At 63.6% G+C, this 13,690-nt stretch carries 10 protein-coding genes; 8 read left to right on the top strand and 2 right to left on the bottom strand.

What is annotated here, in order from left to right; translation table 11 throughout:
- Nucleotides 1-73: 73 nt before the first annotated feature.
- The 5 genes from purU to CYD53_RS24140 all read left to right on the top strand — a co-directional run bounded on the left by purU (nucleotide 74) and on the right by CYD53_RS24140 (nucleotide 6,824).
- Entirely contained in the window at nucleotides 74-937 is an 864-nt protein-coding gene (gene purU / locus CYD53_RS24160) for a formyltetrahydrofolate deformylase (protein WP_103720642.1), read from the top strand.
- Nucleotides 938-1,161: 224 nt separating this feature from the next.
- On the top strand, nucleotides 1,162-2,952 hold the full coding sequence (locus CYD53_RS24155; RefSeq protein ID WP_103720641.1) for a peptide ABC transporter substrate-binding protein: 1,791 nt from the start codon (nucleotides 1,162-1,164) through the stop codon (nucleotides 2,950-2,952).
- Nucleotides 2,953-3,079: 127 nt separating this feature from the next.
- Nucleotides 3,080-4,039, top strand: coding sequence for an ABC transporter permease (locus tag CYD53_RS24150; protein ID WP_103720640.1), 960 nt, complete (start codon nucleotides 3,080-3,082; stop codon nucleotides 4,037-4,039).
- Complete coding sequence (locus CYD53_RS24145) at nucleotides 4,005-4,946, top strand: ABC transporter permease (protein ID WP_103720639.1); 942 nt, start codon at nucleotides 4,005-4,007, stop codon at nucleotides 4,944-4,946. Before CYD53_RS24150 ends, CYD53_RS24145 begins: the two co-directional genes overlap by 35 nt.
- 24 nt (nucleotides 4,947-4,970) lie before the next feature.
- Nucleotides 4,971-6,824, top strand: coding sequence for an ABC transporter ATP-binding protein (locus CYD53_RS24140; RefSeq protein ID WP_103720638.1), 1,854 nt, complete (start codon nucleotides 4,971-4,973; stop codon nucleotides 6,822-6,824).
- Nucleotides 6,825-6,967: 143 nt separating this feature from the next.
- Here the strand turns inward: CYD53_RS24140 and CYD53_RS24135 are convergent, their stop codons facing one another.
- Together CYD53_RS24135 and CYD53_RS24130 are read right to left on the bottom strand one after the other, a co-directional pair.
- The gene (locus CYD53_RS24135) at nucleotides 6,968-8,272 is read right to left on the bottom strand and encodes a UDP-glucose dehydrogenase family protein (protein WP_103720637.1); all 1,305 of its coding nucleotides are present in this window, start codon (nucleotides 8,270-8,272) and stop codon (nucleotides 6,968-6,970) included.
- A gap of 287 nt (nucleotides 8,273-8,559) precedes the next feature.
- Complete coding sequence (locus CYD53_RS24130; RefSeq protein ID WP_103720636.1) at nucleotides 8,560-10,596, bottom strand: NAD(+) synthase; 2,037 nt, start codon at nucleotides 10,594-10,596, stop codon at nucleotides 8,560-8,562.
- A 249-nt stretch (nucleotides 10,597-10,845) separates the two neighbouring features.
- Here CYD53_RS24130 and CYD53_RS24125 point away from each other — a divergent pair, with 249 nt between their 5' ends.
- From CYD53_RS24125 to rfbC, 3 genes are all read left to right on the top strand, one after another.
- The gene (locus CYD53_RS24125) at nucleotides 10,846-11,859 is read left to right on the top strand and encodes a rhamnan synthesis F family protein (protein ID WP_103720635.1); all 1,014 of its coding nucleotides are present in this window, start codon (nucleotides 10,846-10,848) and stop codon (nucleotides 11,857-11,859) included.
- A 180-nt stretch (nucleotides 11,860-12,039) separates the two neighbouring features.
- On the top strand, nucleotides 12,040-13,095 hold the full coding sequence (gene rfbB / locus CYD53_RS24120) for a dTDP-glucose 4,6-dehydratase (protein ID WP_103720634.1): 1,056 nt from the start codon (nucleotides 12,040-12,042) through the stop codon (nucleotides 13,093-13,095).
- A gap of 33 nt (nucleotides 13,096-13,128) precedes the next feature.
- Nucleotides 13,129-13,686 carry a dTDP-4-dehydrorhamnose 3,5-epimerase gene (gene rfbC, locus CYD53_RS24115; protein WP_103720633.1) on the top strand — a complete coding sequence of 186 codons (558 nt, stop codon included), beginning with the start codon at nucleotides 13,129-13,131 and terminating at the stop codon, nucleotides 13,684-13,686.
- Nucleotides 13,687-13,690: the final 4 nt, after the last annotated feature.

Genomic DNA, 13,690 nt, shown 5'->3' with positions numbered 1-13,690 from the left:
CCTCACCGCTTCCCATTCTATTCCTGCCATTCCTGTTTCGATTTGAAGGGCTGCCTCCTCGGCGGCGTCAATCATGCTCGACCGTACCGCGATCCTCACCCTCTCCTGCCCGAACCGCCCCGGCATCGTCGCCGCCGTCTCGACCCTGTTGTTCGAGGCCGGCTGCAATATCCTGGACGCCCAGCAATTCGACGATACCGAAACCGGCCGCTTCTTCATGCGCGTCCTCTTCAACCGTCTCGAGGACGGGCAACAGCCGACGGCGATCGCCGCCTCGGTCGACGAATTGGCCAAGCGCTTCGGCATGGCCTTCACGCTGCGCGAGCGCGGAGCGAAGAAGCGCGTCATGCTGCTGGTCTCGAAGTTCGACCATTGCCTGGCCGATCTGCTCTATCGCTGGCGCATCGGCGAATTGTCGATGGAGATCACCGGCATCGTCTCCAATCACGGCCGCGACAGCATCGCCTCGACCGATATCGGCGATCTGCCCTTCCATCACTTGCCGGTAACGCGCCAGACCAAGATGGAACAGGAAACTGAGGTCTGGCGATTGGTCCAGGAAACCAAGACCGATCTTGTGGTGCTCGCACGCTATATGCAGATCCTGTCTGATGGTTTCTCGGCCAAGCTTCTCGGCCGCTGCATCAATATTCATCACTCCTTCCTGCCCGGCTTCAAGGGCGCCAAGCCCTATCACCAGGCCCATGAGCGCGGCGTGAAGCTGATCGGGGCGACGGCGCATTACGTCACGCCCGATCTCGATGAAGGCCCAATTATCGAGCAAGACGTCGAACGCATCTCGCATCGCGACACGCCCGACGACCTTGTCCGCAAGGGTCGCGACATCGAGCGGCGCGTGCTGGCGCGCGCCGTCCTCCATCATTTGGAGGATCGCGTCATCCTGAATGGCAAGAAGACCGTCGTCTTCACGGATTGAACGGCATAAAATTGTGCTTATCGGGGCAATTTCGAACAAATCACAGCGTTCCGCATGAGCGTCGACTCGCGGGCACAGCGCGATAGATGGCGTCCTCAGCGCCCGCCGTTGCGCTGCACGGTTGACGCATCGATTGGCACATGCCTTGCTCAGGGCGATCGGGGAAAGAGCGGTGCGGTAAGCGCCGCCTGTCGATTTTTTGTCGCTTGAAGTGGAGGTAACGAATGAAAGATCATGATCTGCGACGACTGATCGAAGGGGTCAAAACTGGTGCCCTGTCGCGGCGATCCTTCATCAAGAAGGCGGCGGCTGTCGGCCTGGCAGCGCCCTTCGCGAACCAGCTGCTTGGATTCAACGGCGTCGCGATGGCGCAGAACGCGACCATTGAATACAAGCCGACCAAGGCCGGCGGCGGTGGGCCGCTCAAAATCCTGCTCTGGCAGGCGCCGACGCTGCTCAACCCGCATTTCGCCTCCGGCACCAAGGACCAGATCGCCTCGCGCATCTTCTTCGAGCCGCTGGCGGGTTGGGACAAGGAAGGCAATCTGATCCCGCAGCTTGCGGCCGAGACCCCGAGCAAGGCCAATGGCGGCCTCTCCGCCGACGGCAAGACCGTGACCTGGAAGCTGAAGCAGGGCGTGAAGTGGCATGACGGCAAGCCGTTCACGGCCGACGATGTCGTCTTCACCTGGGAATACGCCAAGGATCCGGCGACCGCTGCCTACACCACCGGCTCCTACAAGGACATCAAGGTCGAGAAGGTCGACGACTACACGGTGAAGGTCATCTTCCCCGAACCGACGCCGTTCTGGGCCGATCCTTTCGTCGGCGTTGCCGGCCAGATCCTGCCGAAGCATCATTTCGCCGAGTATATTGGCGCCAAGTCGCGCGACGCGCCGGCCAATCTCAAGCCCGTCGGCACCGGTCCCTATAAATTCGTCGACTTCAAGCCCGGCGACATTCTCACCGGCGAGCGCTTCACCGAGTATCACGTCAAGAACCAGCCGCATTTCGACACGCTCGAGGTGAAGGGTGGTGGCGACGCGGTCTCGGCGGCACGCGCCGTGCTGCAGACCGGCGAATTCGACTATGCTTGGAACCTGCAGGTCGAGGACGAGGTCCTCAAGCGCATGGAGACCGGCGGCCGCGGCAAGATCAGCGCCGTCCCATCCGGGGACATCGAGTTCATCATCCTCAACACCACCGATCCGTGGACCGAGGTCGATGGCGAGCGCTCAAGCATCAAGACCAAGCACCCGACGCTGACGGACCCGAAGGTGCGCGAGGCGATCAACCTGTTGATCGACCGCGACTCGATCCAGAAGTTCATCTATGGCCGCGGCGGCGTCGCCACGGCGAGCTTCGTCAACGAACCGAAGATGTTCAAGTCGCAGAAGCTCAAATACGAGTTCAGCGTCGACAAGGCGAACAAGATCCTCGACGAGGCGGGCTATAAGCGCGGCGCGGACGGCATCCGTGAAAAGGATGGCAAGAAGCTCAAATACGTCTACCAGACCTCGATCAACGCCCCGCGTCAGAAGACCCAGGCCATCATCAAGCAGGCCTGCCAGCGCGCCGGCATCGAACTGGAGCTCAAGTCGGTCACCGCCTCGGTGTTCTTCTCGTCCGATGTCGCAAACCCCGACACCTACACCAAGCTCTATGTCGACATCGAGATGTACACCACGACGCAGCCGCAGCCCGATCCGGAGCGCTTTCTCAACCAGTTCACCTCCTGGGAGATCGCCAACAAGGAGAACAAGTGGCTGGGTCGCAACGTCTCGCGCTACTCCGACCCGGCGGCCGACGAGGCCTTCAAGGCCGCCCAGAAGGAGCTCGATCCGGCCAAGCGCGCCGCGCTGCTGATCAAGGTTAACGAGATCTTCTGCGAGGCGCATGTGATCCTGCCGCTGCTGTCGCGCACCCGCGTCGCCGCGTCCGTGCATAATCTCGTGCATGACCACAGCGGCTGGGACGTCGACACCTGGAACCTCGCGGCCTGGTATCGTAGCTGAGACCCTGGTCCTTCGCGTAGCTAGCGCTTCGTGAAGGGCCTGTTCGCCGCCTGCAGGCACCAGCGTGCCGGCAGGCGGCGAGCCATTTTCGTCCGCGGGCCAACCGCGTGCTCACAGAGACCATTTCATGGCCAGTTATCTGCTCCGGCGCCTGCTGATCGCCATTCCCAGCCTGCTCGGGATCAGCCTTATCCTGTTCACGGTGCTCGCGATGGCGCCGGGCGACCCGTTCTCGGAAATGGCGACCAACCCGAACGTGCCGCCCGAGGTGCGTGAGGCACTGCGCGCCAGCTTCGGCCTCAACGATCCCATCATGGTGCGCTATCTGCGCTGGCTGACATCGATGATGCAGGGCGACTGGGGCTTTTCCTTTGCCAGCCGGATCAATGTCGACACGCTGATCCTGCAGCGCGTGCCGACCACCCTCTTCGTCGTCGGCACCTCGCAGATCCTGGCGCTGCTGATCGCGCTGCCCGTCGGCATCTATGCCGCGACGCGGCCCTATTCGGTGTTCGACCAGATCGCCAACACGCTGGCCTTCGTCGGTTTCTCGCTGCCGACCTTCTTCACCGGCCTGCTCTTCATCCTGGTCTTCTCGGTGGCGCTGGACTGGTTCCCCTTCGTGTATCGCTCCGACATCGCCGCCACGGGCTGGCGCTGGTACTGGGAGATGTTCCGCCAGGCGATCATGCCGATCATGGTGCTCGGCCTGTTCCAGGCGGCCTCCTACACGCGCTATGTCCGCTCGGCGGTGCTCGACGTCATCCGGCTGGACTACGTCACCACCGCCCGCGCCAAGGGCCTGAGCGAGAGGAAAGTGACGCTTCGCCACATCACGCGCAATGCGCTGATCCCGGTCGTCACGCTCGTCGCCCTGCAGATGCCGGCCGTGTTCGGCGGCGCCATCGTCACCGAGCAGATCTTTCGCATTCCAGGCATCGGCTCGCTGCTGATCGACGCGATCCTCGCCAACGACACACCGGTGATCATGGCCGTGACCTTCGTCTTCGCCTGCCTCGTCGTCATTTTCAATCTCATCGCGGATCTTCTTTATGGCTGGCTCGACCCTCGCATCTCCTTCAGCTGAACCCGTGGTGGTGGCAGCGAAAACGAGCGCTGCGGTCTCGCCGGGGCGCGAGACCTGGCGGCGTTTCCGCCGCCACCGGCTCGCCATGGCGAGCTCGGTCGTACTCGCCTTATTGGTGCTCGGCGTCGTCATCGGCCCCTGGCTCTGGCCGATTGCGATCAACGAGATCGACTTCTCGGCCCAACTCCAGACCCCGTCCTGGGCCCATCCCTTCGGGACCGACGATCTCGGCCAGGACATTCTGGCGCGGATGATCTATGGCGGCCGCATCTCGCTCGCCGTCGGCCTCGCGGCCATGGTCGTGGCCACCTTCGTCGGCGTCGTCGTCGGCGCGGTGGCGGGCATGTCGCGCCGTTATGCCGACTCCTTCCTGATGTGGGTGACCGACCTGTTCCTGTCGCTGCCGCAGCTGCCGCTGCTGCTGCTCGTGATCTATCTCTTCCGCGAGCAGCTCAAGGCGGCCTTCGGCGTCGAGGGCGGCGTCTTCGTGCTGATCGTCATTGTCATCGGCGGGCTGAGATGGATGCCGGTGGCGCGGCTGGTGCGCGCCCAGTTCATGTCGCTGCGCGAGAAGGAGTTCGTCGAGGCGGCGCGCGCCCAGGGCGCGACCAGGTTTCGGCAGATGGTCCACCACATCCTGCCGAACGCGCTCGGCCCCGTGATCGTGGCGGCGACCATCGAGGTTTCCTCGGCGATCATCGCGGAATCGACGCTCTCCTTCCTCGGACTGGGCTTTCCTCCCGACATCCCGACCTGGGGGCGCCTGCTCTTCGACGCCAAGGACCATCTCGATTCCGCCCCGCACTGGGCTCTGTTCCCCGGTGCTGCGATCTTCCTCACCGTGCTCTCGATCAACTTCATCGGCGACGGCCTGCGCGACGCGCTCGATCCGCGCCGAGTCATCTGACGCAAACCATAGAAGGCACCCCTCATGACAACCCCTCCCATCCTGTCCGTGAGCAACCTGACGACGTCCTTCCGCGTCGAGGGTCTGTGGAAGCCGGTCGTGCGGAACGTTTCCTTCGACATCGCCCCGAAGGAGACGCTGGCCGTCGTCGGTGAATCGGGCTCGGGCAAGAGCGTGACGGCGCTCTCGATCATGCGATTGACGCCCTCGGGCAACAGCCGCATCGAGGGCTCGATCAAGCTGAGCGGGCAGGAATTGCTGACCCTGCCGGACGCCGACATGCGCAAGATCCGCGGCAATGACATCGCGATGATCTTCCAGGAGCCGATGACCTCGCTCAACCCGGTGCTGACCATCGGCTTCCAGATCGCCGAGGCGCTGATCCTGCATCGCAACCTGTCGCGCTCGGCGGCCGAGGCCGAGACGATCCGCCTGCTGGAGAAGGTCCGCATTCCGGCGGCGAAGTCGCGCTTCCACGAATATCCGCACCGGTTCTCGGGCGGCATGCGCCAGCGCGTGATGATCGCCATGGCGCTGGCCTGCAAGCCCAAGCTCCTGATCGCCGACGAGCCGACGACCGCGCTCGATGTGACCATCCAGGCGCAGATTCTGGAGCTGATCAAGCTGCTGCAGGAGGAGGAAGGCATGTCCGTCCTCTTCATCACCCACGACATGGGCGTCGTCGCCGAAATCGCCGACCGCACGGTGGTGATGTACAATGGCGAAGCGGTCGAGACCGGCGCGACGGAGGACATCTTCGCCCGCGCGCACCACCCTTATACCCGCTCCCTGCTCTCGGCCGTGCCGAAGCTCGGCTCGATGACCGGGCGCCGGCGGCCGATGCGCTTCCCCGTCGTCGACCGCCTGACCGGCGAATCCGATGTGCCGACCGAGACGCCCGATACGGTCGAGGCGAGCGAGCGGCCGGTGATCGAGGTCAGCAACCTGACCACGCGCTTCGAGATCCGCTCCGGCCTGCTCGGCAAGGTCCAGGGCCGCGTCCATGCGGTCGAGAACGTCTCCTTCAGCGTGCAGGCCGGCGAGACCCTGGCGCTGGTCGGCGAGTCCGGCTGCGGCAAATCGACGACCGGGCGCTCGGTGATGCGCCTGATCGAGCCGCTGGCGGGCTCCGTGCTGCTCGACGGCGTCGATGTCCTCAAGCTCAACCAGCATGACCTGCGCGAACAGCGCAAGCGCATGCAGATGATCTTCCAGGACCCCTTCGCGAGCCTGAACCCGCGCATGAATGTCGGCGCGGCAATCGCGGAACCCCTGCTGATCAACAAGCTCGCGACGCGCTCGGAAGCGCGCGACAAGGTCGCCGAATTGCTGCGCCGCGTCGGCCTTCAGCCCGATATGGCGAGCCGCTTCCCGCACGAATTCTCGGGCGGCCAGCGCCAGCGCATCTGCATCGCGCGCGCGCTTGCGGTCGAGCCGCGACTGATCGTGGCGGATGAATCGGTCTCGGCGCTCGACGTCTCAGTCAAGGCGCAGGTGATCAACCTGATGCTCGAGCTCCAGGCCAGGATGAAGCTCGCCTATCTCTTCATCTCGCACGACATGGCGGTGGTGGAGCGGGTGAGCCATCGCGTCGCGGTGATGTATCTCGGCGAGATCGTCGAGATCGGCCCGCGCGAGGCGATCTTCGGCAATCCGCAGCACCCGTACACCAAGCGCCTGCTCGCCGCCGTGCCGATCGCCGATCCGACGCGCCGTCACGAGAAGAACCCGGTCTCCAACGACGAGATCAAGAGCCCGGTGCGCGCGGCCGACTATATCCCGCCGATCCGGCAGTACCGCGAAGTCTCGCCCGGCCACGCCGTGATGATCTGGGGCGAGGAGTGGGAGAAGCCCGCCGTGCAGGGCATCGCCGCCTGAGCTCTGAGCCCCGTGAAGAACAGAAGCCCGCGGCAGCGATGCCGCGGGCTTTTTGTTGGCTTGCGAGATCAAAATCCGCTCGTCGTCCAAGGCTTTGCGCAGCGAAGAGCCGGGACTGACGGCAAGTCTCCTGCGCGAAACCGTCAGGCGCCGCGGCCGATGCCGTGATAGGTGAAGCCCAGCGCCTTCATCTCCTGCGGCCGGTAGATGTTGCGCAGGTCGACCACGACCGGGCTCTTCAGGGACGCCTTGACGCGCTTGAGATCGAGCGCGCGGAAGGCGTTCCACTCGGTGATGATCACCAAAGCGTCGGCCCCCTCGATACAGTCATAGGGCCCCTCGGCGAAGCCGATATTCAGAACCTGGCGCGCCTGCTCCATGCTCTCGGGGTCATAGGCGATGACCTCTGCGCCTGCCGCCTGCAAGGCCGGAATGATGTCGAGGGCGGGCGCATCGCGCATGTCGTCGGTGTTGGGCTTGAAGGCCAGGCCCAGCACGGCGATGCGCTTGCCGGCGACCGAGCCGCCGCAGGCCGCGATGATCTTCTCGGCCATGCGCTTCTTGCGTCTGCCGTTGACCTCGACCACCGTCTCGATCAGGCGGGTCGGACTCTTCGCGTCCTGAGCGGTCTTGACCAGCGCGAGCGTATCCTTCGGGAAGCAGGAGCCGCCATAGCCGGGGCCGGCATGGAGGAATTTCGCGCCGATGCGATTATCGAGGCCGATGCCGCGCGCCACGTCCTGGACATCGGCGTCGAGCTTCTCGCAGAGATCGGCCATCTCGTTGATGAAGGTGATCTTCATCGCGAGGAAGGCGTTGGCGGCGTATTTGATCAGCTCCGAGGTCCGGCGGCTGACGAAGAGCAGCGGGCCCTGGTTGATGTAGAGCGGGCGGTAGATCTCGGTCATGACATAGCGGGCGTGGTCGCTGTCGGTGCCGATGACGATCCGGTCAGGGCGCTTGAAATCCTCGATCGCCGCGCCCTCGCGCAGGAATTCGGGGTTGGAGACGACGCTGATATTGGCTCCGGGCCGGAACTCGCGCAGGATCCGCTCGACCTCGTCGCCGGTGCCGACCGGCACCGTCGATTTGGTGACGATGACGGCGTTCTCCGCGGCGAGCACGGCGATCTCACGGGTCGCCTCATAGACATAGGTCAGATCGGCATGGCCGTCGCCGCGACGCGTCGGGGTACCGACGGCGATGAAGATCGCATCGGCATCGCGCGCCGCCTCCGTGAGATCGGTGGTGAAGGAGAGACGCCCGGCGCGCATATTCGCCTCGAGCATCGTATCGAGACCCGGCTCGAAGATCGGCACCTCGCCGTTCTTCAGCCGCGCGATCTTGGCGGGATCCTTGTCGACGCAGACCACGTCATGGCCGAAATCGGCGAAGCAGACACCCGAAACAAGGCCGACATAACCCGACCCCACCATGACAAGGCGCATCCAGCATCTCCCAAACGCCGCGCACCGGTCAGTCCCGGCGGCCGGTCAGAATTTCCAAGGGGTCTAGAACCGGATTATGTCAGATGGAATCACTTGGTGATCCCATCTGACATCATCCGGTTCTCATCTAAGAGTGAGAGCAGGATCGATTGCGAAAAACCGGTGCCCACTTTTTCGCATCCTGCTCTAGCATTGCGCTGCACAAGGGCAAAGCGCGTGCAGCCGAAAGCCCTCCACTCAGGAGAGCTACCCTGATCGGCGCTACTCGCGCGCGTCGTCAGCAAGCCTCACGGAATGCGCTCGAGATCCACGAGCCAGGCCGCGGCCGATGCATCGCTGGGCGCCCGCCAATCCCCGCGCGGCGACAGCGAACCGCCCGAGGACACCTTCGGACCATTGGGCACGGCCGAGCGCTTGAACTGGCTGGTCTCGAAGAAGCGCCGCACGAAGACCGTGAGCCAGCGCTTGATCGTCGGCAGATCATAGGCGAGCCGCTTGTCCGCCTCGATATTGGGCGGCCAGTCGCCGCGCGAGGCATCCGACCAGGCGTGATGCGAGAGGAACGCGACCTTGCTCGGCCGGAAGCCAAAGCGGGTGATGTAGAACAGGTTGAAGTCCTGCAGCGCATAGGGGCCGACGAAATCCTCGGTCTTCTGGCTCGGCCCGTCGCCCTCGCCCGGCACGAGCTCGGGCGAGATCTCGGTCGCAAGGATGTCCAGCATCGCGGCCGAGGCATCGGCACCGAAGCGCTGCGATTGCGCCACCCAGCGGATCAGATGCTGGATCAGGGTCTTCGAGACCGAGCCGTTGACGTTGTAATGGGACATATGGTCGCCGACGCCATAGGTGCACCAGCCCAGCGCCAGTTCCGAGAGGTCGCCCGTGCCGAGCACGAGCCCGTTATTCCGGTTGGCGAGGCGGAACAGGACGGAGGTGCGCGCGCCGGCCTGCACGTTCTCGAAGGTGATGTCGTAGACGGGTTCGCCCTTGGCGAAGGGATGGCCGATATCGACCAGCATCTGCCGGCATGCCGGCGTCATGTCGATTTCCTGCGCGGTGACGCCGAGCGCCGTCATCAATCGCCAGGCATTGGCCTTGGTACCCTTGCTCGTGGCGAAGGCCGGCAATGTGTAGGCGAGGATATTGCTGCGCGGCAGACCGAGCGCATCGAAAGTCTGCGCGGCGACGATCAGGGCCTGCGTCGAATCAAGGCCGCCGGAGACGCCGATGACGATCTTCTCGACGCGCGCGCTCTCCAGCCGCTTGCGCAGGCCATGCGACTGGATGTTGTAGGCCTCGAAGCAGAGTTCGTTCAATCGCGCATCATCATTCGGTACGAAGGGGAAGCGCTCGATCGTGCGCTCCAAGCCGAGATCGGAGACGCGATCGGGAGCGAGCTCGAAGCTGATGGTGCGGAAATTCAACCGGTCGCGCAGCGCATCGGCATTGTCGCCGAAGGTGTTCTGGCGAATGCGATCCATCACCAGCCGCTCGAGATCGATATCGGCGACGATGAGCTGCGGCTCGGCGGCGAAGCGCTCGGCCTCGGCCATCAGCACCCCGCTCTCATAGATCATCGCCTGGCCGTCCCAGGCGAGGTCGGTGGTGGACTCGCCCGGCCCCGCCGCGGAATAGGCATAGGCCGCGATGCACCGGCCGGAATGGGCCTTGCACAAGGCGTGGCGCCAGTCGGACTTGCCGATGGTGACATTGCTGGCGGAGAGATTGAGCAGCACGGTCGCGCCGGCCAGCGCCGCAAACGAACTCGGCGGCACCGGCGTCCAGACGTCCTCGCAGATCTCCATATGGATCGTGAAATCGGCGATATCGGCGGCCTTCAGCAGGATGTCCGTGCCGAAGGGCACATCCTGGCCGCAGAGCGTAACGCTCTCCACCGCCGCCCGCTCGCCCGAGGCGAACTGCCGGCGCTCATAGAACTCGCGGTAGTTCGGCAGATAGGTCTTCGGCACGGCCGCAAGGATACGGCCGCGATGGATCGCAACCGCGCAATTGAACAGTCGCCCGTCGACGCGCAGCGGCGCTCCGACAACGGCGACAGGCTGCAGCGAACGGCTCTCCTCGACCAGCACCCCAAGCGCCGCCAGCACGGCATCGAGCAGCGCATTCTGCTGCAGAAGATCGTCGATCGCATAGGCGCTGATGCCGAGCTCGGGAAACAGCGCAAGCGAAGCCCCCTGCGCATCGGCGCGGCGCAGCAGACGGACCGTCTCGGCGACATTGAAGGCGGGATCAGCGACCTTCAGGCGAGGCGCGGCGCAGGCGAGGCGCACGAAGCCATGGGTGTGGATATTGAAGAAACTCATCGCCGATCCAATCCGCCAAGGCGAAGAGCCCAAGGCCGACTGTCTTATCGCGCAGGCAAGAGTGGCCGGGCAAGAGCCCCGAGCGCTGGGGAGTGCAGGATATCAAACGCCAAGAAGACAATGCGATTCCTCGCATTTGCGTCTATAGGAAGTCTAATGCAGTCAGCGCGCAGGCCAAAAGCTTCCTATGCGCACAAGATGAACAGTACAGCCAACGGACAAGGTCGGCCACCTGTCGAGAACCAATAAATGTTTGATAAGCTTTGCCTTTTCGCCCATTTCGACAGAGACGACCTCGTTGCCGACTACGTCCTTCACTATCTGCAGGCCATTCGCAATGCGGGCTTCCCGATCGTTGTCATCTCGACCTCGAAGCTATCGGCCGAGGATGTGGCGCGGCTGAAAAGCGTCGCCCATGACGTGATTCTGCGCGAAAATCGTGGCCATGATTTCGCATCATGGGGGCTCGGGCTCGAGCGTTACGCCGACCAAGTCACAGGCCAGCTCCTGATCGCAAATGACAGCGTCTATGCTCCGATCGGCGATTTCGGCGACGCGCTTGCCCGCCTGACCAGCGTGGAGGCCGATGCCTATGGCATGATCGAAAGCCTCGAGATTGCCCGTCACCTGCAGAGCTGGTTCCTCCTGCTCGAAAAGCGCGTCCATGCGCATCCCGATTTCCGGGCCGTGTTCGCTCAGGATTTCAGTGCGCTGGTTAAAACGGATATCATCCGCAATGGCGAGATCGGCCTGTCCCAGACATTGCTGAGTCACGGCTTCCGGCTGCATGCCCTGTTCAGCGGTCTGTCACGAACCGGCCGCGCCATGCACATGTCCTCCAACTACAGCCATTTCCTGTGGCGCGAGCTGATCGAGAACGAGGGTATCCCTTTTCTCAAGATCGAGCTGCTCCGCGTGAACCCGTGCCGCATCGCCGACCTGGCTGAATGGCCCGAGATCGTCGGGCGCCACGCACCGGAGCTGGTGCCAATGATCCAGGATCATTTGGAGCGCACAGTGACCGGACAGGGCAAGAGTATAGAAGCAATCCAGCGCATCTCCGTGACTCGCAACGACATGCAGTCATTCATTCGCCGAGACTATGCCTACGCATCGACGCGCAGGCCCATTGCAGGCTTGGGCAATCTGCTGCTGTTGAATGGCGTCAGGATGAAGCGGCTGCTCATGCATGTCGTTTACCGCAGCCTGGCGCCAATCCGACACAAGCTCGGCCCCTTGAGGCGCAAATTTCCTCCGCAGTGAGCAAGCTTCCGATCTCACCATCGGCGGACCAACGCGATTGACAGCCGCGCCCTGTCCTGATTTGGACAGGGCGAACGAAGGCGTTCAACTTGAATTGTCGGCACCAGAATTCGTCGGTGCGGCGAATGAGGACGGCTTTGGCTGTTCCATCGGCTGGCGCCGGATGAGGGACAGGGATTGATGTCTTTGCGTTTCCTAGTCACCGGCGGCGCCGGTTTCATCGGCTCGGCAGTCGTCCGCAAGCTGATCGGCGAGACCGAGCACCAGGTTTGCGTCGTCGACAAGCTGACCTATGCCGGCAATCTCGCTTCGCTCGCGCCAGTCACGCAGAGCAATCGCTATCGCTTCGAACAGGCCGATATCGGCGATGGCGAGCGCATGCGCGCGATCTTCGCCGATTTCGACCCCGACATCGTCATGCATCTTGCCGCCGAGAGCCATGTCGATCGTTCGATCGATGGCCCTTCGGCCTTCATCGACACCAATATCGTCGGTACCTTCGCCTTGCTGCAGGAGGCGCTGCGGCACTGGCGCGGTCTCGACGAGGCGCGCAAGGCCGCCTTCCGTTTCCACCATATCTCGACCGACGAGGTCTTCGGCTCGCTCGGCACTGAGGGCTTCTTCCGCGAGGACACGGCCTATCAGCCCAACTCACCCTATTCCGCCTCGAAGGCAGCCTCCGACCATCTCGTGCGGGCCTGGCACCACACCTATGGCCTGCCGACGCTGATGACCAATTGCTCGAACAATTACGGGCCGTATCACTTCCCGGAGAAGCTGATCCCGCTGATGATCATCAATGCGCTCGAGGGCAAGCCGCTGCCGGTCTATGGCAATGGCCTGAATGTGCGCGACTGGCTCTATGTCGACGACCATGCCGACGCGCTGCTGACGGTGGCGCAAAAGGGCGTCGTCGGCGAGACCTACAATATCGGCGGCCATAACGAGATGGCCAATATCGACGTGGTCAAGGGCATCTGCGCCCTGCTCGACGAACTCAGGCCCGATCCGGCCGGCCCGCGCGAGCGCCTGATCACCTATGTGACCGACCGGCCGGGCCATGATGCGCGCTATGCGATCGACGCCGGGAAGATCGGCCGCGAGCTCGGCTGGAAGCCGAAGCAGACCTTCGAGACCGGCTTGCGCCAGACCGTCGAATGGTATCTGGCCAATCCCGGATGGTGGGGAGACATACGCAGTGGCGTTTATCGCGGCGAGCGCCTCGGCGCGGCCTGATTTCAGCCACGAACAGGATCGAGACCCCGCCCCATGTTGAGCGTCGAATCCACCGCCATCCCGGATGTGAAGCTGATCTCGCCGAAGAAATTCGGCGACCATCGCGGCTTCTTCTCCGAGACCTATAACCGCGCGAGCTTCAAGGACGCCGGCATCGACCTCGAATTCGTTCAGGACAACCATTCCCTGTCGGCGACTGTCGGCACGCTGCGCGGGCTGCACTTCCAGTCGGCGCCCTTCGCGCAGGACAAGCTGGTGCGCGTCGCCAAGGGCCGTATCCTCGACGTCGCCGTCGATATCCGCGCCTCCTCGCCAACATTCGGTCGCCATGTCGCAATCGAGCTCTCGGCCGAGAACTGGCAGCAGCTGCTGGTTCCGATCGGCTTTGCGCATGGTTTCATCACGCTCGAGCCCGATACCGAAGTGCTCTACAAGGTGACCGCGCTCTATGGCCCGCAGAACGACCATGGCATCGCCTTCGACGATCCGGCGCTGGGCATCGACTGGCGCATCCCGCATGACCGGCTCGTCCTGTCCGACAAGGACCGCAAGCATCCGCGCCTTGCCGACCTGCCGCGCTATTTCGGCTGAGGCG

This window comes from Allobosea psychrotolerans (assembly GCF_002917105.1).
GTDB classification, from domain to species: domain Bacteria; phylum Pseudomonadota; class Alphaproteobacteria; order Rhizobiales; family Beijerinckiaceae; genus Allobosea; species Allobosea psychrotolerans.
The sequence above is the reverse complement of the archived record's forward strand: the minus strand, read 5'-3'. Positions and strand labels throughout refer to the sequence as shown.